Annotated in this window: 20 protein-coding genes; 12 read left to right on the top strand and 8 right to left on the bottom strand. The window is 41.7% G+C overall.

What is annotated here, in order from left to right; translation table 11 throughout:
* Positions 1 to 132: 132 nt before the first annotated feature.
* The 5 genes from JQX68_RS20670 to fdhA all read left to right on the top strand — a co-directional run bounded on the left by JQX68_RS20670 (position 133) and on the right by fdhA (position 3,869).
* Positions 133 to 870, top strand: a complete 738-nt coding sequence (locus JQX68_RS20670) for a YiiX/YebB-like N1pC/P60 family cysteine hydrolase (protein WP_014666077.1) — start codon at positions 133 to 135, stop codon at positions 868 to 870.
* 10 nt (positions 871 to 880) lie between these two features.
* The gene (locus JQX68_RS20665; RefSeq protein WP_205440441.1) at positions 881 to 2,044 is read left to right on the top strand and encodes a hypothetical protein; all 1,164 of its coding nucleotides are present in this window, start codon (positions 881 to 883) and stop codon (positions 2,042 to 2,044) included.
* Positions 2,045 to 2,059: 15 nt separating this feature from the next.
* Complete coding sequence (locus JQX68_RS20660; protein ID WP_017695774.1) at positions 2,060 to 2,308, top strand: DUF2651 family protein; 249 nt, start codon at positions 2,060 to 2,062, stop codon at positions 2,306 to 2,308.
* 101 nt (positions 2,309 to 2,409) lie between these two features.
* The gene (locus tag JQX68_RS20655; RefSeq protein ID WP_205440440.1) at positions 2,410 to 2,574 is read left to right on the top strand and encodes a hypothetical protein; all 165 of its coding nucleotides are present in this window, start codon (positions 2,410 to 2,412) and stop codon (positions 2,572 to 2,574) included.
* Between the two features lie 68 nt (positions 2,575 to 2,642).
* Positions 2,643 to 3,869, top strand: a complete 1,227-nt coding sequence (gene fdhA / locus JQX68_RS20650) for a formaldehyde dehydrogenase, glutathione-independent (RefSeq protein ID WP_205440439.1) — start codon at positions 2,643 to 2,645, stop codon at positions 3,867 to 3,869.
* A 33-nt stretch (positions 3,870 to 3,902) separates the two neighbouring features.
* On the opposite strand, the gene JQX68_RS20645 is transcribed toward fdhA, so the two are convergent.
* The gene (locus JQX68_RS20645) at positions 3,903 to 4,316 is read right to left on the bottom strand and encodes a hypothetical protein (protein ID WP_205440438.1); all 414 of its coding nucleotides are present in this window, start codon (positions 4,314 to 4,316) and stop codon (positions 3,903 to 3,905) included.
* A gap of 184 nt (positions 4,317 to 4,500) precedes the next feature.
* Here JQX68_RS20645 and JQX68_RS20640 point away from each other — a divergent pair, with 184 nt between their 5' ends.
* From JQX68_RS20640 to JQX68_RS20620, 5 genes are all read left to right on the top strand, one after another.
* The gene (locus JQX68_RS20640) at positions 4,501 to 4,671 is read left to right on the top strand and encodes a CxxH/CxxC protein (protein WP_003236479.1); all 171 of its coding nucleotides are present in this window, start codon (positions 4,501 to 4,503) and stop codon (positions 4,669 to 4,671) included.
* Positions 4,672 to 4,751: 80 nt separating this feature from the next.
* Positions 4,752 to 5,231, top strand: a complete 480-nt coding sequence (rlmH, locus tag JQX68_RS20635; protein WP_014115824.1) for a 23S rRNA (pseudouridine(1915)-N(3))-methyltransferase RlmH — start codon at positions 4,752 to 4,754, stop codon at positions 5,229 to 5,231.
* Positions 5,232 to 5,749: 518 nt separating this feature from the next.
* On the top strand, positions 5,750 to 7,102 hold the full coding sequence (locus tag JQX68_RS20630; protein ID WP_205440437.1) for a hypothetical protein: 1,353 nt from the start codon (positions 5,750 to 5,752) through the stop codon (positions 7,100 to 7,102).
* Positions 7,086 to 9,107, top strand: a complete 2,022-nt coding sequence (locus JQX68_RS20625; protein ID WP_205440436.1) for an McrB family protein — start codon at positions 7,086 to 7,088, stop codon at positions 9,105 to 9,107. Before JQX68_RS20630 ends, JQX68_RS20625 begins: the two co-directional genes overlap by 17 nt.
* A complete protein-coding gene (locus JQX68_RS20620; RefSeq protein ID WP_205440435.1) occupies positions 9,091 to 10,980 on the top strand; it encodes a nuclease domain-containing protein in 1,890 nt (629 codons plus the stop codon). Before JQX68_RS20625 ends, JQX68_RS20620 begins: the two co-directional genes overlap by 17 nt.
* Before the next feature lie 434 nt (positions 10,981 to 11,414).
* Here the strand turns inward: JQX68_RS20620 and fbp are convergent, their stop codons facing one another.
* The gene (gene fbp / locus JQX68_RS20615) at positions 11,415 to 13,340 is read right to left on the bottom strand and encodes a fructose-1,6-bisphosphatase (RefSeq protein WP_205440434.1); all 1,926 of its coding nucleotides are present in this window, start codon (positions 13,338 to 13,340) and stop codon (positions 11,415 to 11,417) included.
* Positions 13,341 to 13,762: 422 nt separating this feature from the next.
* Here fbp and JQX68_RS20610 point away from each other — a divergent pair, with 422 nt between their 5' ends.
* A complete protein-coding gene (locus JQX68_RS20610) occupies positions 13,763 to 15,115 on the top strand; it encodes a polysaccharide pyruvyl transferase family protein (RefSeq protein WP_014666063.1) in 1,353 nt (450 codons plus the stop codon).
* Between the two features lie 109 nt (positions 15,116 to 15,224).
* Here JQX68_RS20610 and ahpF read toward each other — a convergent pair whose 3' ends face one another.
* The 6 genes from ahpF to gntR all read right to left on the bottom strand — a co-directional run bounded on the left by ahpF (position 15,225) and on the right by gntR (position 22,874).
* Positions 15,225 to 16,754: an alkyl hydroperoxide reductase subunit F gene (ahpF, locus tag JQX68_RS20605; RefSeq protein WP_134976182.1), complete on the bottom strand. Its 1,530-nt coding sequence runs from the start codon at positions 16,752 to 16,754 to the stop codon at positions 15,225 to 15,227.
* Positions 16,755 to 16,767: 13 nt separating this feature from the next.
* A complete protein-coding gene (gene ahpC, locus JQX68_RS20600; RefSeq protein ID WP_014666061.1) occupies positions 16,768 to 17,331 on the bottom strand; it encodes an alkyl hydroperoxide reductase subunit C in 564 nt (187 codons plus the stop codon).
* Positions 17,332 to 17,804: 473 nt separating this feature from the next.
* The gene (gene gnd / locus JQX68_RS20595; protein WP_095431003.1) at positions 17,805 to 19,211 is read right to left on the bottom strand and encodes a decarboxylating NADP(+)-dependent phosphogluconate dehydrogenase; all 1,407 of its coding nucleotides are present in this window, start codon (positions 19,209 to 19,211) and stop codon (positions 17,805 to 17,807) included.
* A 22-nt stretch (positions 19,212 to 19,233) separates the two neighbouring features.
* Positions 19,234 to 20,580: a gluconate permease GntP gene (gntP, locus tag JQX68_RS20590; RefSeq protein ID WP_014666059.1), complete on the bottom strand. Its 1,347-nt coding sequence runs from the start codon at positions 20,578 to 20,580 to the stop codon at positions 19,234 to 19,236.
* Between the two features lie 28 nt (positions 20,581 to 20,608).
* Positions 20,609 to 22,150, bottom strand: a complete 1,542-nt coding sequence (gene gntK, locus JQX68_RS20585; protein ID WP_205440433.1) for a gluconokinase — start codon at positions 22,148 to 22,150, stop codon at positions 20,609 to 20,611.
* Positions 22,143 to 22,874, bottom strand: a complete 732-nt coding sequence (gntR, locus tag JQX68_RS20580; RefSeq protein WP_205440432.1) for a gluconate operon transcriptional repressor GntR — start codon at positions 22,872 to 22,874, stop codon at positions 22,143 to 22,145. Before gntR ends, gntK begins: the two co-directional genes overlap by 8 nt.
* A 195-nt stretch (positions 22,875 to 23,069) precedes the next feature.
* Here gntR and JQX68_RS20575 point away from each other — a divergent pair, with 195 nt between their 5' ends.
* Complete coding sequence (locus JQX68_RS20575; protein ID WP_040082481.1) at positions 23,070 to 24,218, top strand: glycerate kinase; 1,149 nt, start codon at positions 23,070 to 23,072, stop codon at positions 24,216 to 24,218.
* Positions 24,219 to 24,287: the final 69 nt, after the last annotated feature.

Raw genomic sequence — 24,287 nt, 5'->3', positions numbered from 1 at the left:
AAAGGCCTTTTTTAGTCTTCTGTAAATAAATTCTAAAAATTCTGTAAAAGGACTAGTTTCTTTCCATATATTCCTAATATAATAGAGAAGGGAAGTATATTTTCCTACATTTAAATGAAAAGAGGAGATGTAATGAGAATGAAGAAAAGGGTATCAATGTTTATGGTAGCGCTTACAATATGCGGCGGCCTGTTTGTTTCTCCAGCCAAAGCCGTAAAGACCACAAACTATGCAGAAGAAATTGCCGCACTGCAGCCAGGCACGACACCGGAGGAAATCATGAAATCGGCCAGCCAGATTGCCAAACAGCAGCACGTAAAGCAAGACGTTATCCTAAAACAGTTCTATAAGGAAATCACAGCTGACAAAGCAGAAGGTGACAAGCTCGCCAAGGAAAGCGGCATGTCTATCATGGGCGGCTCGTCCGGCACGAAAAAACTCCCGACAAGCGCGAAAGGCAATATCTATTACACGAACTCCTACACAGCCTACTATAATCATGGCCACGTCGGCATGTATTCCGCCGCTGACAAAATTGTTGAATCTGTCCCGGGCGACGGTGTCAGGCAGATCGCTTACAATGCCAGAGACGTGGAAGACAACTCCATTGTGCAGACCGTCAGTGTTACCTCATCTCAAAAAACAGCTGCCGCTGACTGGGCGGTATCAAAAGTCGGCGACCCATACTCATTTAACTTCGTCAATAACAGAAGTACCGGCCATGACGGCGCCAAAAACTGTTCAAAGCTCCTATGGTCCGCCTTTTTGCTGAAAGCCGGCATTGATATAGACAGCAACGGAGGTTTAGGGGTGTATCCGCGCGACATCACCAGTTCATCCTATACAGCAACCATTATGACCATCAGATAAGGAGAGGGATATGAAAAAGTGGATGATCACCATTGCCATGCTTGTTCTCGCAGGAATCGCACTATTTGTCTTCGTTTCCCCTCTCAAAAGCCATAAAGCCGTGAATCAGCAGGATCTCAGAGATCCCAGTTTCCTGGATGACAAAGAAATCCTGCTGTATTTCTCATCCTCTGCGGATCAAGATGCATTTGGCGGCGGGAAAAGCTACGCCCTGTTTATCAGCCAGGACGGGTCGCTGTCTTCCTTTAAGATGAAGGGCCTTGAGCTGGGCTCAGCCAAGGTTCACGGCGACAGTGTGATGCTGGAGGACAAAAACACGATTTACACGATCAAAAACGGCCTGAGTTCTCATAAAAGAGCCTATCAGCACACCGGAGACAGCGCGGGCTTTCTGCAAAACACGGACGGTTTTTATACCTTATACAACTCCGGCTATGACAAAAAGAGAGACGGATACCGCTCAGAGCTGTACCGCCAAATGAACGGAGAGTGGAAAAAAGACGTCATCCCATCCTACATTCGGGCCTCCGGTTTTCATAACGGTTCGATTTTCGCACTCGTTCCGACAGCTGACGAAAAAGTCTATGAGCTCCTTCAGATTCAAGCGGATCAGAAGAAGCTCACCTACCACAAGATAACGGAATGGCAGTACAGGGAAGGAGCCTCAGTCGAATCCCAGCTTGCCGTGGACGACCAAGCTGTGTATGTCATGATTCGCGGCCAAAAGGCGCGCAATCTCTATCAAATGGTCAAGGTCAACAAAAAAAGCGGCAAAGTAGAGCTGCACGACATCGCCGAATACAAAAACGACGAACAAACGATATACAGCTCCATGCCCTTTAGCTTCAAAAAAAGCTTCTTCTCTTATGACGGGAACCTGTACTTCATTGACGGCTTCGGAAAGGTGTATAAAATCGATGCCAAGACAGGAAAAACAAGCATCGCCTTCACCCTTTCATCAGAAAAAATGAAAGCCGATTTCAAAGAAATCACCCAAAAAGGCAGCAGCCTCTATTTCTTCACATACACGTACAACAAGCCTGCCTACATTGAACAGTACAGTCTGAAAACCGGAAAGAAAATGAAAGAAAAAGAGATTGGGAAGGTAAAGGACATTGTGACGCCGAAGAGTCATTTGAAGCTGTATGATGTTGAGGTGATGAAGTGGTTTTAGGGCAAGGAGGTTAGTATGGGAGCTATCGCCGTTTTATTTATCGTTTTTGGTTTTCCGATCATTGCAGGTGTATTTGGTATAGCGGGTCATTTTTTATTTAAGAGATTTTGGGTGGCGCCGCTCATCGTCCTTATCGCGAGTTTGATATTGTTATTTACGTTAGCTTCGGGCAATAGCTCATTCATGTTTTGGGTTGTTATGTATACGGCAATTGCGTTAGTAACCAGTATTGTCACATTATTTCTCAGGAAATTTTTTAATTGATCTGTTTATGAAGAGACTGGTATAAAGTCTCTTTTTTTGATGAACTGAAGTTTGCAGAGATTTTGGGTATGGGATAGAAACGAATCTAAAGGAGAAATGACATGCGGACCAAACTGGTGATTCTTCTGGCAGTTATAATCAGCCTGGTTTCGGCCATTACTGTGTTCCTGTTAAATGGACGTAAAATCGACTGGTTAGACATCTTCGGAACTATTATCGGCTGCTTTCTTGGCATCTTTGTTGTTATAAGAATACAGAAAAAATAGCCGTGATAAAGGGAAAGGGTCATGCCGAACCGAAGTCATGTTCAAGGACGGAGAGTCCAAACACATGAATGGGAGGAATGGCGTTGACAGGAAACAAAGCGGTTGTGTACAAAGGCAAAGGGACTGTAGCGGTGGAGGATATCGGTTATCCGGAGTTAATCTTGAGGGACGGGCCCGGCGTTCCGAAGGCGAATGTGAATCGGAAATGTGAGCATGGGGTTATTCTCAAAGTCATTACAACCAACATTTGCGGAAGCGATCAGCATATGGTCAGAGGCCGCACAACAGCGCCTGAAGGCTTGGTGCTTGGGCATGAAATCACCGGAGAAGTCATTGAAACAGGGCGTGATGTTGAATTTATCAAAAAAGGAGATATCGTATCCGTTCCTTTCAATATTGCCTGCGGGCGCTGTGTGATGTGCAAAACGCAGAAAACGCATGTGTGCCTGAATGTCAATCCTGACCGGCCGGGATCGGCTTACGGCTACGTCGATATGGGCGGCTGGGTCGGCGGCCAGTCTGAATACGTCATGGTGCCGTACGCCGATTTTCAGCTTTTGGTATTCCCTGATAAAGAACAGGCGCTAGAAAAGATTCTCGATTTGACGATGCTGTCCGACATTTTCCCGACCGGGTTCCATGGAGCTTATACAGCGGGCGTGCAAACAGGTTCAACCGTCTATATCGCGGGAGCGGGGCCTGTTGGCTTGGCAGCTGCACACTCCGCCCAGCTTCTCGGCGCTTCCACAGTCATTGTCGGTGATCTGAACGAAGACAGACTGGCACAGGCGAGAAGCTTCGGTTGTGAAACGGTCAACGTGCAAAAACACGACCGTCTCGGCGAGCAAATTGAACAAATACTAGGTGAACCAACCGTTGATGGCGCAGTGGACTGTGTCGGCTTTGAAGCATCTGGGCACGGCAATCAAGGAGAAGCGCCAGCCGCCGTGCTGAACTCGATTATGGATGTCACCCAGGTCGGCGGAAGCCTCGGAATTCCGGGCTTATACGTGACCGAAGATCCTGGCGCAAAGGATGCGGACGCCAAAACAGGCTCACTAAAAATCCGCTTCGGACTCGGCTGGGCCAAGGCTCACACCTTCGTCACCGGACAAACACCCGCCATGACATACAACCGCAATTTGATGAAAGCGATTCTGAGCGGCAGAGCGCAAATCGCAAAAGCAGTCAACGCCACTGTCATTTCTCTGGACGACGCGCCAAAAGGCTACAGCGACTTTGACAAAGGCGCAGCCAAAAAATTCGTCATCGACCCGCATGGGACATTGAAGTAAAAGAAAAAGCCGGACGTTCTCTGAACGCCGGCTTTATTGCTGATAATCCGTTTCTTCAAAGCGGTTTCCCGTTTCATCCTGTACGATGAAATCCCCTTCGATTTTGTCCAGTCCAATCAAAATATAAGGGTTTTTCTCATTTGCCTTAGGAGCAGGTCTTCGTTTCACAGTTACAATCGTTTCTTTAGGTGAGTATTTGACGTCCGACACTTCGAGTTTCTTATCTTTCTCACTGCTTCCGAGAGACACGACGACCATTTTTTTGCCTTCTGATATGGTGAAGACTTGATACCCTTTTACTTCATCATGCATTTGAAGGTAATTAGCGTATATTTCTAAGTCTGGACTGCCTTCACCGATTCGATCCTTCTCCAACACCCAATAAGACGGCTGACACCCAGCAAGCAGCAACATGATAACAAAAAGCCAAACCCATCTAAAGCGCAAATGCAAACCTCCCCACACATCGGTTACATCCAAACTAACACACGAGCGAAATAGAGTCATCAACAGCTTGTTTGTCGAATTGTGGATAAAACTCAGCCCGAAGCACTACTAACATGTGAATAAATAGGTTATATTGAGAAGAGAACAATTGTAAAAATGGAAGAAAACATCGGAGGATTTGAACATGAAACAAACGTATTATTCCTGTGAAGAACACATCGAAACGGTGTTGGATATGTACATAGACGACCACGAGCTGCCGCCCGAAATCAGAAAAATCGAACATACTAACAGTTTATCCACAGCCTGTGAATTATGTGGAGACCCCGCAGTATATATAGTGGGGAACGAATGATCTTACACAAAATACAGAAAAGATATCCACAATTGTGGACAACATATATGAATAACTTGTTTTTAAAGTGGGGATGACCTGTGAATATCAATATTGTGACAATCGGAAAACTAAAAGAAAAATACCTCAAGCAAGGCATTGAAGAATACACGAAACGACTTTCGGCCTACGCAAAAATCGACATCATCGAACTCCCGGACGAAAAAGCGCCGGAAAACCTAAGCGACCAGGACATGAAAATCATAAAAGACAAAGAAGGCGACCGCATCCTAGCAAAAATCAGCCCCGACGCCCATGTCATCGCCCTCGCCATCGAAGGAAAAATGAAAACATCCGAAGAACTAGCCGATACAATAGATAAGCTGGCTACATATGGAAAAAGCAAAGTCACCTTCGTCATCGGCGGATCACTCGGATTGAGTGACGCAGTGATGAAGCGAGCGGATGAAAAGCTGTCGTTCTCGAAAATGACGTTTCCTCATCAGTTGATGCGACTTATTTTAGTGGAGCAGATTTATCGGGCTTTTCGGATTAATCGTGGGGAGCCTTATCATAAGTGAAGTGAGGTTTAACAATCTTCATAGTTCTCTTTATACATCTGTGAAATGAGTTCTTAATGTATTTAAGTCTATTTATATAGATTATGGGCTATTCGAAGATTGAATAGACCGATTCCTGTTTAGAAGAATGTTAGATGCAGTTAAATAATGAAGTACTAGACTTGTATTATGTTATACTCGAATCCTATGTAGAGTATGACTATGCACTAAGTAACTTTGTGTATTTTATAATAGCATCATTCAAATAATTAAAGTATATCTATATATGCTGCTAGAAACCATTAATATAGAATCTTTTAGTACTCTTTATTTTCAAACTAGAGTTTAAAGGTTCTATATTGAAATTCCATATATTATAATATAATTTTAGTTATACCAACTATATTTAAGGTGGGATTTCTAAGATGAAATTGTCTCATAAAGAACTATAAATTTTCATAAGAAGATTTTTTGCACTTTTCAATTTTATAGAAGGAATTTGAAAGTAATTTTTAATTTACAAAGGGAGTGCCATAAGTGTGATTGACGTAGATTGGTTCTTATCGTTATTAGATAAAAATGATATGGCATATATTTGTCAAAAATTCAAACTAACAGTAACAGGTTTCCAACGTAATTTGAATAGTGCACCTATAAAATTATTAGGAAACACTATCAAAACAGCTTTAAATAATGGATTTCAGAAAAAAAGAGGGAAAAAAAAAGACTATTTGGCTTTTGAAGATATGTTTTTACATATTGCAAAAGACTTAATAGAAAAACGTTCTTATATTTCAGAATTTACATTTTTGGAGTTTGCTGTTCATGCAGAATTGGAGCAAGATTTACGTAATTTTGAGATTATCTCTATTACTTATAAATTATTCCCTAAAGAATTTGAGAAACATTATGAAACAATAGTTAAAAATACTAATAAAGGACATTACATTTTTAATGGATTATCCCAAGAATTAAACAGAACCCCTCTAGAGAAAATCTGTAAAATAGTTGATGTTAATAGCCTACATGAAAAAAATATTGAAACACTAAAAGAATTTGGAAATATCTTTTTGCAATCCTCTGAAAAGGTTTTTGTTGAAATCAGAGATTTGATTGTTGATGAAGAATCTGCTTTTCGTTTTTTAGCAAAAACGAAAAAAAATATGCATGTATATATTATGACTGCTTTTTTGCTAAAAGAAGAGAGATATAACGAAGAAATCTATAAAGACCTTATTCAAACGACTGTTCTCAATATTCAAGCTCATAAATTAGAACAATTAAATAAGACAGCAGAAGAAAAGGAAGCAGAGTTGAAGGACATTGAGAGCAAATTATTAAAATTAACAAAAGAAAAAGAAGCAGAGTTGAAGAATGTTGAGAGCAGATTTTTAAAATTAACGGAAGAAAAAAATAGATTAGAAAAAGAAAATTCTAGTCTAGTTACCAGTTTGAATAGGCAAATTGAAAATGAGAATCATCTATTGGTCAATATAGAAGAACTTACAAAGAAAGTGGATAAATTAGAAAGCGTTTTAAATAAGAATGAGCCCCTACAAATGGTATTTTATCGCATCATTACGGAAAACAATTTTATTATTGTCACGAAAGATGTTGATTATTTTGTAGGGACACCTTTTGAAAGTGTAACAATTTTACCTACGAAGTTTAAAAAAAATATAAGGTCAAGTAGTCAATACAAGGAACAAACCGTTTTTGTGACTAGATCCTCTTTTATTAGTGCAACAGAATGGTATGAATTCAAACAGTTTTTAGAAAAACATCATTTGAGTTATGAAGAACTTGGCCAATATGATATCACCTTTTATATTCAGGAAATTATTCAATACTTAAGCAGGAAGGAAGTTTTGATTTATGCAGACGAACTTTGAACAAAAAGAACTTTCACCTACAGAAAAAAGAAAAATAGAAGAATGTTTCATTCTGGGAAGACTGGCGGATGACAACATTAATTTTCGGAGATCAGATACTGTACCCGGAAAAGCAGTAAGCTATACAGCCTCAGGAGACATTGTTTTTTATATACAAGCTTGCTCTGATGAACCTCTCATATTAAATGAGCTACTAGGAAAACAAACCGAGGATGTGTATATAACATTTGATAATCGTAATAAACTCTATTTAGAACGAGAAAACTATGGGGCTTCTGAGAATAAAGAGGAGTTTATTAGAAAACACTTCGAAAAGAAATTGATTCTCTTTAAACCCAAACTAAATTATGAAATCCAAAAGAAAAGGTATCATTATAATTTTGATATTGTATTGGTCGATAATGATGATGAACAATCTTCCCATTATGTAGCTATTCCTCATTATAAAAAGGGGATTTCGCATAGGAGGTTTGAAAAATTATTGTTAGACCAAAAACCAATCGAGCTTGAGCAATATAATCACAGTTTTGATATTCCTGAATTCATTGTATGTGATAATTTTATTTATCATATTCCGGATTCAGAAGTATTAGAAAAATACAAAGCCAGAACGACCACTTATATTTGCCGGAAACCAGAAGAAATCAAACGAGTACCATTGCCGCATAATTGGCACTTTTCAATGGCCAAGGCAGCTTATAAAGACCTCTGTTTTATTTCAACAACTCATAGAGGAGAATTAATTGATGAGATTGATCAATCTGGAGAAATCATTACAGAATCCTACAAACAACATGAAAAAGATGATAATCAAGAAAAAGCACATGAAAAAAACAATTTAATAGTTACAGAAAACAAAGTGAATCATAATGGTTATGCGGAGTACAGGTTTTTGGAAAGGCTGGAATTATTAGCTGAAAAAAGAGATTTAATTTATGATAAAAATGACCTGAAAAATCTACATATTTCATTAAAAACAAGTAAATTCACCATATTAGGCGGAATGAGTGGGACTGGTAAATCTGAACTTGCAAGATTATACGCAGATGCTCTTGGATTAAAACATGGAGATAACCTATTATTTATCCCTGTAAGCCCAGCCTTTACTGAACCATCTGATGTATTAGGGTTTTTGAATCAACAAACAGGTATTTATATGGAAAGTGACACTGGGTTGGTCAGTTTTCTCTTAAAAGCCAACAAAGAAAAAGATAAAATGTTCATGGTTATTTTTGACGAAATGAATCTGGGTCAAGTCGAGCATTATTTCAGTGATTTTATTTCTATTTTGGAAGCACCTATTGGTAAAAGAAAATTAAAGCTGTTTAGTGATAAGGCTATGTGTCGTCAAGAAGAATACTGCGGTGGAATCGAAATTGGAGAAAATGTTTTATTTGTAGGTACAGCTAATTTTGATGAGACTGGGAAGGAATTTTCAAATCGACTTTTAGATCGTTCCAATGTATTAATTTTAGAGAAAAAAGGATTTTTGGAAGCGAAAATTTACGAAGAGGAACAAAAAGAGCAGTTTGAAGAAGGAGATTCAGTAGTCCTTCCTTTTAATGTAAGCTGCCAAATTTATAGATCATGGATTAAACAATCGAAAGGTTTATTATCCTTAGAAGATGTAGAATTAAAGATTTTGGATGAAATTCACGAACAAATAAGTAATTATGATTCACAAACAGGTGTATCATTTCGAATTGTAAAGGCGATTTCTCAGTATCTTACTAATGTTCCGTATGATGAGGATGAGAACGAACTTCTTTCCCGGGATGTAGCCTTTGATTACCAGATTAAACAAAGGATATTGTCAAAAATTCGAGGTTACCGTGATCAAATCGAAAGTCTTGTTTTTAAACAAGACAACGAAGGTAAACCGAATGAAAAGGACGGGGAAATAGGTATTATATTGACAAAATACGAAGGACTTAAATTTGAAAAATCCTTGGCCTACCTAAAGCAAAAAGCGAAAGAGTTGATTCGAAATGGCTATACTTTGTAATGGTAAGGAATTGCCTATTACAATTGCTATCAATCATAAAAATCGATACGATATGGGCGATAAGACTTTTACAGAAATTTACCCATATGATGCTTATATAAAACAAGATTCCTACATCGAACTCTATGAGGGATTAAATACAGGGATCAAATTTTTTGCTGATTCTCCTGAACATTTTGATCAGAACGCTAGAATCGAAATTCAAACTTCTTTATATGATTCATCGGATACACAAAAAAAACATGTGTATCCACTTACTTTAGAACCGACTTTGAACTGGATTTATAATCATGGTGACGACACCTTTCCATGGAGAATGGGAACATATCTCATTCATGTTTACTACCAGGGACAAACCTATACAGTCGGGTTTTTTGTAAGACCTTTGTATCTTTCAACGGAGCAAGTTAATTCTATTCATCATTATCTGGAATCGAAAATTGAAGGAATGATCTATGACTTAATCTCCAGCAATGAGAGTTTAATGGATCAGGAAGATAAAACTCTATCGAATTGGTATTATGATTATGCAAGATATATGACTAGCCAAAAGGAAACCATCTACTATTTTTTATTGTCTTTAGAAAAGTTGCCACTATCTCATATAATCAGCAGTAATGAAGTCAGTTTAACTCCCGGTAAGGAGAATAGACGGTCTATTAAATGGAGTACTACAAATAAGGGAATTGCAAAGAATAGTGGTATTGGAGAAGAAACCTATTATTATAATCAGGTAAAGAAAGTGAATTACAACCAAAGTGCGAACCGCTGGATGAAAAATATCTTGTCGAATTGGAGTTCAGATCTAAACCATGTTATCAAAACAATTTCTAAGAGCCGCGTCATTGTACAAAAGAAACTTCATTCTTTAGAATATAAAGTCTTCTCTTTGTATGAAAGAAAAGATTATTTAAACACTAGAAGAGAAGTTTCGACAACAACGAAAATAGATATCAGTTCACAAATTTCGATTATAGAAAAAGAGATTCAAAAACATAAAGGAATTCTAGAAAAACAAGACTTTTGGATAGTAAAATTAAGTTCTATTTTTAGTCGAATGGTTTATTTACTGAATAATTCATTTCTGAAAGAAATTGATCGTGGAAAAATTAAGCCAGTTCTAAAAAGTAACAATTATTATCAGTTGAACAGTATTTATGATAAATCAAAACTTTTTCAACAAGCGGAAGGTGACAACAAACAAATTGTCAAGATACTTAAACCCTTTTGGCAGATTTATGAATATTTTTGTTTGTTTACTGTCATTGATTGTCTTAAAAAAATCGGATTTAGGATTAAAAAGGGGTTTGAGCCTAATTTTGTTGAGCTTTATCATCAAAGCCTTATTCCACCGGGCACATTCTTCGAATTAGAAAATGAAAAAGCTATCATTCATTGTTGGTATGATAAGTACCATGGCGATAAATTTTCAGCCGAAGAAAAGGGAGAATTATTTTTTGCGGGACAGGAAAAGAAAAGACCCGATATCAAACTGGACTTATATGAAAAGCAAGAAAATGGCGATTTACTGTTTAGGAGCAGTTTGATTTTTGATGCAAAGTTCAGAAAATTAGCTAATATGCATAATAATGATTATGCCACAACTACATATCAACAATTGACTAGTTATTATAACTTTTTTTACTTAGGGTCCAACAGAAAGTCTCAAAGGGGCCAAGTGGTGCATCAAGTCATTTGTTTATACGGAAGCGAAAAAGGTAAAAAAGTAAAGAAAACTGTTGAACCACTCTTGTATATTAAGCTTTTTCCCAAAATAGAAGAGAATGGAGAAATTAACACAATTGGAGAAAATGAAGTTTTAGAGGAACTTCATTATTGGTTAGAAGATTTAATTTTATCTCCCCTTGATTGATTAAAAGAGAATTAATTTAGTCATACTTATCAGTGACTAGAATATTGAGTATAAGATAATAAAAGGACATTTTTTAGTAAATCTTATAGCATAATTGTTATATTTTTTTCATTAGTAAATGTTCAAACAATCAAAAAAGAGCTTGGAGTCTTTGTCAAGCTCTTTTTTGATTGTATTCCAATTAGGTGGTATATTGAATTTTACTTTGTGTATTTTAGGTTAATAATCGAATTATTAAATTGAAATAAATACATTTTTACGAATTGTTTCGGTACCAACAGCACTTCCCTGCTACATTCTGAAAAGTATTTTTAGTTTGTCCTATTTGAGTGCCCTTTTTAACTATAAGAAGTTCTCTAAAGGTAAACAGATTTTTTGTTTCATCTTTCCATCTATTTTAGGAGATTATATCTAACCTCTGAACCCCACATCCCTCACTTCATATACCGATACTCCCGCAAACTCTCCAAAATCGCCACTTCCTGCAGCAATTCCTCACCCACATTCGTTTCTTTCACTTTCTTCCGCTCAAGCTCTTTGTCCACTAATCGTTTCACCGTTAAGACGTCGGTTCCGGTGCTTAGGACTTCTGCCTTGGAGTTGAAGTGTTTATGGGCGACGAGCTGCATGCCGTAGGAGTTGTACAGCAGCGTGTAGCCGGCGATGCCTGTTGTGGATTGGTAAGCCTTGGAGAAGCCGCCGTCGATGACGATCATTTTTCCGTTTGCTTTGATTGGGTCTTCTCCTTCGATTTCTTTTACAGGTGTATGGCCGTTGATGATATGGCCGTGATCTGGATTGAGGCCGAATTCTGCCAGGATGTTTCGGCAGGTTGCCTCGTCTTCTCGCAAATAATAATACGGGTTTTTCTTCTCTTTATGCGTTTCCTTCTCTTTGATGAAATAGCGCTCAAATGTGGTCATGGCGCGTTTTCCGAAGAGGGAGGAGTACTCGCCTGTCCATAAATACCAAGCCATATCTGTCGCCAGGTCATCGGTTTCTTCCGGGTGGGCAAAGGCTTCCCGCAAGAATCGTTCAAATACATCGAGCAGCTCACGGCCCGCATACGGTTTATCCTCAATCATCATCGTTTCCATATTGCCGTTTTCATCGACAGGAATACAGCCGTGAATTAACAGGTTGCCGTTATATTTTAAATAAAGGCTGCCTTTTTTCATCATAAAATTCATATGGCGGCCCAGCTTTTCGGAATGCTGGACAGAGAATAGCAGCTTGTCTATGACTTCTGCTTCTTCTTCTAATAGCTGGTCTGGCTGTTCCGGATTAATTGTCGCAAAGCAGGTGTTTTCCAGTTGATATGTTTTTCCGTTTAGCGTGATTTCGTTTTTGTCGTAATCTATTTTCTCTAATAACAGCCGCTCTTCCATATTAAAGTTTGGCCGTCTCTTGATAATCGGGCTCTCAAGCTTGAATTGGATCATGGCAATCGCTTGATGGATTTTTGTGATTTGCTTAATCTCATCCTCTGGCCTGTTTTCGTCTGCTTTTGGACGGAACGCTGGATTATCGTCATAATATTTTTCGGCCAGGTTCAGCAGCGGTCTCAGGTTGATGCCGTACACGTCCTCAATAATATCCAGGTTGTCATAGCGGGCACAGATACGGATAATATTGGCCAGGCACACTTTGGAACCGGCATAGGCACCGATCCAAAGGACATCGTGATTTCCCCACTGAATATCGACAGAATGATAGTTGATCAGTTCTTCCATAATTCTATCCGGCTGCGGTCCGCGGTCGTAAATATCGCCGACAACATGCAAATGGTCGACTACCAGCCGCTGAACGCTGTAAGCAAGGCCGGTGATCAGCTTATCGGCTTGGCCAAGCTCAATGATCTGCTCAATGATTTCGGAGTAATATTGCTCCTTGTTGCCAGCTTGTTCTGTTTTGTACAGCAGCTCCTCCGTAATATAAGCAAACTGGGCAGGCAGTGCTTTGCGCAGTTTGGAGCGGGTATACTTGGAGGAGCAATATGAAACGAGCTTAATCATTCGATTAATTGTTTCTTTATACCACTCATTTAATGCCGCTTTCGCATCAAAGTCATGTTTGATTAACTTCAATTTGTCTTCCGGATAATAGACCAATGCCGCTAATTCATCGATTTCTCTATCGTAAATGACACCGCTGAAGATGTCGCGTATCTTCTCTTTGACTCGTCCTGAACCATTGCGCAGCACGTGCTGGAATGCCTGATACTCCCCGTGCAAATCACTGACAAAATGCTCAGTGCCCTTTGGCAGGTTCAATATCGCTTTCAAATTAATGATTTCTGTTACCACTTTTTCTTCACAATCGTATTTTTGCGCGAGTAGATCTAGGTACTTGCTTTCCAAAATCGTCCATCCCCTTTTTAGAATAAACCCCTATATATGAGCATGTGCATGATAAGGTGAATTTAAAAGTATGACATTGGTTTTCATTATTGGACCTTTATATGATAGTACCGCATAACTGCTTTTAGAGACAATTGAAACGAGTGGATAAAGTGAAACACAAAAAACCAGATGTCAAATCTGGTTTCCTGTTCAAAGCAAACTCCATTAATGGGAATACATTACCAGATCTGATTGCTATGTTATGATTTCACCTGTAAGATCCTTTTTTGTATAATTTAATATTAGAACGGAAGAAAGGGAGAGAGTTTGTGAGAAAAAAGGGATGAAAGCGGGTGTCTGACTGAAGATTTTAAGATCATGATAGAGTTCCCTCAGCAAATCTCCTGACAAAAATTTGGCGAGGAAGGGGCAACATCACATTGAAAAACATTTTAATAAGAGCTGGCATATCACCATTTGATACATTTAACGCAGCTGAAATGATTGTTCGCAACTCCATTGGCGGCAATGTAGGAAACCTAGTATATGCCTACAGTGTGTTTCGCACGCTGATGACAGAAGGGACAACGATTACTCCTGATTATTATCGGATTCATCCAGCGGATGCTGAACAAATTAATAAAACATATGATATGTATATTATTCCGCTGGCAGATGCATTCCGCGAGGATTTCGTGCCTTCTTTACGGAAATATACCCAATTAATTAAGAAACTAACCATTCCAGTTGTTGTGATTGGTGTTGGTTTACGGGCTCCGTTTGAACCAAAATTAAATGAAGGTTTTCCTTTTGATGAGGATGTAAAGGCGTTTGTAAGTGCCGTGCTGGAGAGATCAAATATGATCGGTGTCCGCGGTGAAATTACAGCGAAATATCTTTCAAGATTAGGTTTCCGTGAAGGCATTGACCATACGGTAATTGGCTGTCCTTCTATGTATGCGTTTGGCAGAGAACTGAAGATAAGAGAAACCAATATCACACCGGAATCAATGGTGACGGTTAACTCATCAAGGCTGTCTCCAAAGCATGTGCTGGATTTCATTACAAGAAGCATGAAAGAGTTCCCGAATCATTACTTTATTCCGCAATGGCGAAAAGAAATGATTCTGACGTATGCGGGTGCGCCTGCGCTGGCGAAGCCTGCTGATAATTATCCGGTCAGCATGGAAGACCCGGCTTATCAGAATGATAGAGTCCGATTCTTTTTAAATGTGCCGACTTGGCTGGATTTTCTGAGACAAGCCGATTTGAGCTTTGGCGCAAGGCTGCATGGAAATATCGCGGCGACGATTGCCGGTACACCGAGCCTGTTGCTTCCGAAAGATGCCAGAATGCGTGAATTAGCTGAGTACCATCAATTAACGCATGTCATGGCAAATGAGATAACTGATCAGACAAAACTGTCAGAATTAATCGAAACACTTAATTTTCATCAGCCTGAGAAACAGCAAGCGCAAAACTTTGACCATTTCATCAGCTTCTTGAATCAAAATGAATTAGACCATATTTATAAAGAGAAAGCGATTCCTGATACCGTTCCTTTTGAAGAAAAACTATCTAATACGAAGCTTCTTCCGCCTGTGACTACAGTTAGCGGCTGCAGTTCCACAGAAACAGCGAAACGCTGGGAAGCGCTTATGGCATTAGAAGTTGCCAAAAAGGAAAAAACCATTAAAGATCTGAAGAAAAAGGTCAAAAAGTATCAGGGCACTTTAAATCGAAAATCAGTGCGTATCGCCTTGAAAACAGCAAATATGCTGAGTGTGAAGTAACCATTCACTAACATTACAACTATATTACAGTTATATAAAACTTGCAATATTTTTGGAATAAAAAAGAAAGCCGCAATGCTGCCAATCTGGCAATTGCGGCTTTCTTATATTAGTTACGGATAAGGTAATCAAACGCGCCGAGAGCGGCAGTTGCACCTGAACCCATAGAAATAATAATCTGATTGTACGCACTGTCTGTGCAGTCGCCGGCAGCAAATAAGCCTGGTACGCTTGTTGCGCCGTGTTTGTCGACAATGATTTCGCCCAGGCGGTTGCGTTCAACCGTTCCTTCTAACCATTCTGTGTTTGGCACGAGACCGATTTGGACGAATACACCTTGAAGTTCAACGTGTTTTTCTTCGCCTGTTTCGCGGTCTACGTATGTGATGCCGTTAACACTCTGATCGCCTGTGATTTCTTTTGTTTGTGCATTTTTCACGACAGTAACGTTAGGCAGGCTGTAGAGACGTTTTTGCAGGACTTCGTCTGCTTTCAGTTCCGGTGCGAACTCTAGCACAGTAACGTGATTGACAATACCTGCAAGGTCAATCGCTGCTTCGATTCCAGAGTTTCCGCCGCCGATCACCGCAACGTCTTTGCCTTCAAACAATGGCCCATCACAATGCGGGCAGTATGCGACACCTTTGTTTTTGAACTCTTGTTCACCAGGTACGTTGACATTGCGCCAGCGTGCACCTGTTGAAAGGATCACTGTTTTACTTTTTAGGACAGCGCCGTTTTCGAGTTCAAGTTCGAACAGATCTTTCTTCTCAAGGCGTTTCGCACGCTGAAGGTTCATGACATCAATATCATATTCCTTCACATGCTCTTCAAGGCTTGCCGCAAGCTTCGGTCCTTCCGTCGCTTTGACGCTGATGAAGTTTTCGATGCTCATGGTGTCGAGAACCTGTCCGCCGAAGCGCTCAGCGACAACACCAGTGCGGATGCCTTTACGTGCAGTGTAGATCGCTGCACTTGCACCAGCAGGTCCGCCTCCGACAACAAGAACGTCAAACGGCTCTTTGTCAGCAAACTCAGATGCATCTGCGCCGCTGCCCATTTTTGCAAGAATCTCTTCAAGCGTCATACGGCCGCTTCCGAACGATTCGCCATTCAGGTAAACGGTCGGCACTGCCATAATGTTTTTGCTTTCAACTTCTGCTTTGTATGCTGCACCGTCAATCATCGTGTGCGTAATGTTCGGGTTCAGCACGCTCATCATGTTTAAAGCTTGTACAACATCAGGACAGTTATGGCATGTCAGGCTGATATAAGATTCAAAGTGGTATTCACCGCTGATCTTCTTCACCTGATCAATGACTTTTTGGTCTACCTTAGGCGGTCTGCCGCTCACTTGGAGCAACGCCAACACTAATGATGTAAATTCGTGGCCCAGAGGGATACCGGCGAAAGTCACGCCAGTGTCTTCTCCGACACGATTGACACTGAAGCTTGGCGTTCTGTTTAATTCAGCTTTTTCAACTGAAATTTTAGATGACATGGAAGCCAGCTCATCAACGAGAGCCAGCATGTCCTTAGAAGTGTCATCTTCGCCTGCGCTAACTTTGAGAACAATGTCATTCTCAATTAGCTGCATATATTGATTTAATTGTGCTTTGATATTTGCATCAAGTACCAATTGAATGCACTCCTTAGATTTTACCTACTAGATCAAGGCTAGGTGTAAGAGTTTCGCCGCCTTCTTCCCATTTAGCCGGGCAAACTTCACCTGGGTTTTGACGAACGTATTGAGCTGCTTTTACTTTGCTGATCAGGTTGCTTGCGTCACGGCCGATACCGCCCGCATTGATTTCTACAGTTTGGATAACGCCATCTGGATCGATGATGAATGTTCCGCGGTCAGCAAGACCAGATTCTTCGTCAAGAACATCGAAGTTGCGAGAGATCGTTTGAGATGGGTCACCGATCATTGCGTAAGTGATTTTGCCGATTTTTTCAGAGCTGTCATGCCAGCCTTTGTGTACGAAGTGAGTATCTGTAGAGATAGAGTATACTTCAACACCTAATTCTTGAAGTGCAGCGTATTGGTTTTGAAGATCTTCAAGCTCAGTTGGGCATACGAAAGAGAAATCTGCTGGGTAGAAGCAGAACACGCTCCATTGGCCTTTCAAAGATTCGTTTGTTACATCGATGAATTCACCGTTTTTGAATGCTTTTGCTTCGAATGGAAGTACTTCTTTACCGATTAAAGACATAATGTATATTCCTCCTAAAAATGTATTAGAAAGCATATTCGCTTTCAATAATAATTCTAATTATATATGAATTATTAATTAATATATATTTTTTGTCAAGCCATAACCTACTTTTTTTCATCTTGTTAAAGGTGTGACAGGTAGGATTTAGGCATTTCTTTTATAACAGATGAGAGGCTGATTCTCAATTAGACAAGGTTTTCAAGGACTTTTATAAATGAGAATGCCAAGACGTTGTAAGCATTTGAACATTTTATGACACCATAGGCAAGGAGCAAAGGACAAAGACCAAAAGCAGAATAGAACAAAACAGCAAGCTGCTGTCACATGATGGTCTTGGGGATTGTTTCTAGCTATTATTGTATCACTGTTTATGATATTTAAAACATAACTTATGTCTTCTGTTGTTTGAGAAGAAAACATAGATGAAAAAAACACGGTTCAGTTGAAACTGACCGTGTTTTTGATACAGGTTATTCAGACCAATTTGTATGGAAAACGCCGTCCATATCAGTCCGTTCATACGTATGAGCGCCAAAGTAATCGCGCTGTGCCTGCAAGAGGTTCGCATTGGAACGACCTGCGCGGTAGCCGTCGTAATAAGAGAGTGCTGTTGTTAAGCATGGGAATGAGCTTCCGGTGCTGATGCCCTCGCAAACGACTTTACGCATGCCTGTTTGATAAGCCTGGAGCTTATCTGAGAAATAAGGCGCAATCATCAGGTTTGACAGGTTTGGCTGCTCGCTGAATGCTTCGCTGATGACATTTAGGAAATCTGCGCGGATGATGCAGCCGCCGCGGAAAATCAGGGCGATGTCTTTGAGCGGCAGATTCCACCCGTAAAGCTCAGATGACATTTTGTATTGGGCAAAGCCTTGTGCGTAGGCGCATACTTTCCCCATGTAAAGAGCCTGTCTGACGTATTCAATCCACGTGTCTTTATCAAAATGTTTTTCTTCCGTTTCCGGACCTGCTAACACATCTTGAGCCGCTACGCGTTCTTCTTTTAAGGATGACAGGTAGCGGGCGAACAAGGACTCTGTGATGATCGTGGACGGGATGCCGTTATCAATTGCCTGCATGCTCGTCCATTTACCGGTTCCTTTTTGGCCGGTTTTATCAAGAATGACATCGATCAGAGGCTGCCCTGTTTTTTCGTCTTTTTTGCGTAAAATCTCAGCTGTAATCTCTATTAAATAGCTTTTCAGCTCACCTTGATTCCATGTTTCAAAAATAGATGCAATTTCATCAAGCGGCAGACGCAGCGTTTCTCTCAAAAACGTATACGCTTCTGCAATCAGCTGCATGTCGGCATACTCAATGCCGTTGTGCACCATTTTTGTAAAGTGCCCTGCTCCTTTTGGTCCGATATAGACACAGCAAGGGTCGTCTCCGACTTGAGCTGCGATTTTTGTCAGGATAGGAGCGGCTTTCTCATAGACATCGCGATCTCCGCCCGGCATGATGGAAGGCCCTGTTAATGCGCCGACTTCACCGCCGGAAATGCCGACTCCCAGGTAGCCGATCCCTTTTTCCTTCAGCTCGTCATATCTTCTTTCTGTGTCTTCATAGTGGGAGTTTCCTCCATCCATGATGACGTCGCCTTCTTCAAGCAAAGGCATTAATGATTGGATGACGGAATCTACGGGTTTACCCGCTGTGACCATCAAAAAGATTTTTCTTGGTTTCTCTAACGATTGAACAAAGTCCTCTAGCTCGTAATACGGGCTGAGCGATTGTCCATCCAGCTTTTGGACAAGCTGGTCCGTTAGATCTCTGGTGTAATTATAGACAGCGACGTTTTCACCTTTATTTGCCATGTTTAAGGCGATGTTGCTTCCCATTACGCCTAAGCCTATGACACCAATCGTATTCAACATGTGTTACAGCTCCTTCTTAATTTCATACAACTAAACTTAACAATAAAATGAATCCCAGTCCAGCAACGGAAATAATGGTTTCCAGCAATGTCCATGTGGCAAATGTTTCTTTCATGCTTAATCCGAAGTATTCCTTGAACATCCAGAAGCCGGCGTCATTGACGTGTGAAGCGATGACACTTCCGGCGCCTGTTGCAAGCACGACTAATGCCAGGTTAACATCAGAATGCCCCAATAACGGTATGACCAAACCCGTTGTGCTTAGAGCGGCAACAGTGGCTGAACCTAGAGAAATGCGCAGGATCGCTGCGATAAGCCATGCCAGAATGATTGGCGATAATGCCGTTCCTTTGAATAAGTCTGCTACGTAATCGCCAACACCGCCGTTGATCAGCACTTGTTTGAAGGCGCCGCCTCCTCCGATGATTAAAAGCATCATGCCGATTTGTGAAATGGCAGTTGAACAAGAGTCCATCACAGTTTTGACTGGAATGTTGCGTTTGATCCCCATTGTATAGACTGCAACCAATAACGAAATAATCATAGCAGTCGACGCGTTTCCAATCAATCTGATAAAAGCTAAAACGCCATTATCTGCAAACCCGATTGTTTCTTGAAGCAGGTCGATAATGGTCGCGACCGACATGATGATAATCGGGAGCATTGCAGTAAAGACACTGATTCCAAAGCCGGGTGTTTCTTCAAGGTTGAACGTTTTTTGTGTGCCGAGTGATGCAATATTGCCGTTTTTCTCAAATGATGCAGGAACGATTTTTTTCGCGAACTTTGTAAATAACGGTCCTGCGATGAGCACTGTCGGAACAGCAACGATAAAGCCGTACAGCAGCACTTCTCCAATGTTTGCGCCATACTCACCAGCGATCGCCGTTGGTCCCGGGTGCGGCGGCAGAAAACCGTGCGTGACGGATAGTGCCGCGACCATCGGGATTCCAAGAAATAAAATAGAAATCTTCAATTCTCTTGAAATCGCAAAGACAATCGGAATTAATAGAACGAGTCCTACTTCAAAAAATAACGCAATCCCAATAATGAATGAGGCAATGACAACAGCCCATTGAATATTTTTTTCACCGAATTTGTTAACGAGCGTCATCGCAATGCGCTGTGCGCCTCCTGAATCCGCGATCAGCTTGCCCAGCATCGCACCGAGCCCGAAGATGAGCGCGATGTGGCCAAGAGTCCCCCCTATTCCTTGTTCGATGGAGCTGACAACTTTATCGAACGGCATCCCGAGTGCCAGTGCCACGCCGAACGATACGACCAGCAGGGAAATAAATGTGTTTAGTTTTAAGCCCATAATCAAAAATAGTAATGCTAAGATCCCAAGTGCAACGATGATTAACGGCATGGTAATGCCCTCCCCTTCATGTCATGTACTATTTGTGTGTGATTAAGCCCCTCTGATAATTTGCAATTTGCGTATATTGATTTTCTAAGGATCTTGATAGATTGATGAAAATCGGCATTAATGTTCTGTACTCTTTGGCTGAGTCTTCGATCGGCGTATGTCTGTATGTGCTGCCGATCATGTCGGACACGGCGTCAAAAGAATCGATTTTTCCTGTCGCATACAGGCCTAAAATGCAGGCGCCGAGACATGAGCTTTCGTAGCTTTCCGGAACGACAACCTCTGATTCGAAGATATCCGACATCATTTGGCGCCAAACCTCCGACCTTGCAAATCCCCCTGTCGCTTGGATGCGGGTTACCGGGCCATCCATGCATTCTGTTAACGCCAGGAACACCGTATACAGGTTGTAAATGACGCCCTCTAATGCCGCACGTATCATATGCTCTTTCTTATGCGACATGGTCAGGCCGAAAAAGGAGCCGCGTACATCTGGATTCCACAACGGAGCACGTTCTCCGGCGAGATATGGGTGGAACAGCAGACCGTCAGAACCGGGTCTGACGCGTTGGGCAATTTTCGTCAGCACGTCATATGGATCAATGCCCAGCCGTGTCGCTGTTTCGATTTCGGAAGAGGCAAACTCGTCTCTGATCCAGCGAAGGACGATGCCCCCATTGTTCACAGGTCCCCCGATCACCCAATGCTTGTCCGTCAAGGCGTAGCAGAAAATTCTCCCTTTTTCATCGGTTTGCGGCTTGTCAATAATTGTCCGGATGGCACCGCTTGTTCCAATGGTGACGGCGATTTCGCCTTTTTTAATGGCGTTGACGCCGAGGTTGGAGAGCACGCCGTCGCTGGCCCCGATGACAAAAGGCGTTTCCGGATCGATTCCCATCTGGATCGCCATTTCCGGGCTGCAATGCTGAAAGATCTCGGTTGTCGGCACGAGTTTGGATAAGTGATCCGGCGTGATGCCTGCAATGCGCAGTGCCTCTTCGTCCCAATCCAAGCTTTTCAGATTCATCATGCCTGTCGCTGATGCCAAGGAGTAATCGATGACATACTCATTGAACAGCTGTCTAAAAATGTACTCTTTGATGCCGATATATTTTTTTGCCTTGGAAGCGATTTCTTTCCGCTCATTCGTGATCCAGGCAATTTTACTTAACGGCGACATCGGATGAATCGGTGTTCCCGTCCGTTTGTACACCTCATGTCCGTTCAATTCATCCTTGATCTTATGAGCCCAGCTTTCGCTTCGGTTGTCGGCCCATGTGATGCATGGCGTCAGCGGCTTGTCATTTTCGTCGATTGCAATGACGCTGTGCATAGCGCTGCTGAACGAAATGAAAGAGATCTGTTTTTCGGGATGCTGTTTTGTAATTCTCGCTGTTGTTTGGATGACGGCCTGAAAAATCTCTTCCGGATTTTGTTCAGCTGTTGAGATGTCCGGTGTATAGAGTGGGTAGCCGATGCTTTCTTTCTGTACCACATCTCCGTTTTCACTGAACAGCACAGCTTTTGTGCTTGTCGTGCCGATATCGATTCCTAACATATAACTAGTCATTGTTGTATTCAGCTCCTTTTGCCAGCATTTGTTGTGAGAGCCACAGGTCTTCTACCTTTTCTTGCACATCATCAAAGTTTTGGTGAAGTGACTGAATCATCAGTGCCCTATCCTTTGTTTTGATGGCTTGAATATAAAGCTCATGGTTATCTAAAATCCTTGTGAAGTCATCATATTTTTCCTTTAACCGTACCCGCATGGATAAAAGAATAAAGCTTTCCATGACAGGTTTTAGATTGTTCCAGATCATTTGAATGTATGAATGATCGATGGCTCTGATTATCGTTTCATGGAACAGCACATCTTGAAATGAAAATTCGTCAGCGTCTTCATATTTGATTGAAACTTTCATCATTTCAAGAATTTTGCTGAGATCCTTAACTAAAGGCTCAATGTCTATTTTGACGAGCCGTTCAAAGACAAATGTTTCTAATAGTAAACGCACATCATAAATTTCCGCGATTTCCTTCTCAGTTAAACCAATTACGACCGCTCCCATTCGTTCTAAGCGGATGATTTTTTCGGATGCGAGTATTTTTAGTGCTTCACGAACCGGCGAACGGCTTACTGAAAACTCGGTGGCGATCGTATTTTCTGATAAAATGGTACCGCTTTCAATGAGGCCTGAAACGATCCGCATTCTCAGCTCGTATGCGACACGAACCCCGGTTGACGCTTTTGAGAGCCACTTTGCGGGATACAACAGGTCTTTGGAATCTAGCATACACTCACCTTCCTCACTCAAGGAGTATACTTGTATACAAGTATGATAACGTGAATGTTTCTTTTATGCAAACACTTTCATTTCTAATTTTTAATTAAATTTTTACCATATTATATAGTATTTATTTCCAGTGATAGTGTGGTACATTGGAGATCAATAGGTTGAGTGAATCATGTTCTGAAAGAGGCGATTTGGATGAAAATCATCATTGCACCTGATTCTTTTAAGGAAAGTTTATCAGCTCTGGAGGCCGCCGACGCGATAGAAAGAGGTTTCAAATCGGTCTTTCCGGGTGCTGATTACAGAAAATTGCCGATGGCGGACGGCGGCGAGGGAACCGTCCAGTCGCTCGTTGATGCCACAAATGGAAGGGTCATAGAGCAGGTTGTGACAGGACCGCTGGAGAAACCGGTAAAAGCGTTTTTTGGCATGATGGGTGATGGGAGAACAGCTGTGATTGAAATGGCTGCTGCTTCGGGACTGCATCTGGTGCCCGTTGATAAACGAAATCCGCTCGTCACTACAACAAAAGGAACGGGAGAATTAATCGGAGCGGCTCTTGATGCGGGAGCGGAGCGCTTGATCATCGGAATCGGGGGGAGCGCCACGAACGATGGAGGAGCCGGAATGATCCAGGCATTGGGCGGAAGGTTTCTTGATGACTCAGGACGCGAGATCGGCCCAGGGGGCGGCGCGCTATCTCAGCTTGCATCAATAGATATCAGCGGGCTTGATCCCAGGTTGCAGAATGTCAAACTGGAAGTCGCGTGTGACGTGGATAATCCGTTGACAGGGCCAAAAGGAGCTACGGCTGTTTTCGGGCCGCAAAAAGGCGCGACGTCCGACATGGTGGATGTACTAGACCAGAACCTAAGCCATTTCGCTGATATCGCAGAAAAAGCGCTCGGAGCAACCTTGCGAGAAAGAGAGGGAGCAGGTGCAGCGGGCGGTCTTGGGTGGAGCCTGCTGACTTTTCTTCAGGCTGACTTGAAAAGAGGCATTGATATTGTTCTTGAAGCGGTTGATTTTGAAAATATCGTTCAGGATGCAGATCTTGTAATTACCGGTGAGGGTCGGATTGACAGCCAAACGGTTCACGGAAAAACGCCGATCGGGGTAGCCAAGGCGGCTAAATCATACGATGTGCCCGTCATCGGCATTGCGGGATCAATATCACCGGACAGTGATGCCGTCTACCAGCACGGCATCGATGCGCTTTTCAGCATCGTTCCCGGAGCCGTGCCTCTAGAAGACGCGTTTGAACATGCCGCGGAATATATGGAAAGAACGGCGCGGGACATCGCGGCGTCTATCAAATTGGCGAAAACGATGTTTTTGATATAGCCGGTGCACATGCCAATGCATAGCCATCCTTCTTTTGGGGTAGAGACAGTTAACACATAATGAGGAATT

The sequence above is a fragment of the Bacillus sp. LJBS06 genome (genome assembly GCF_016924995.1).
Lineage (GTDB): Bacteria > Bacillota > Bacilli > Bacillales > Bacillaceae > Bacillus > Bacillus stercoris.
The sequence above is the reverse complement of the archived record's forward strand: the minus strand, read 5'-3'. Positions and strand labels throughout refer to the sequence as shown.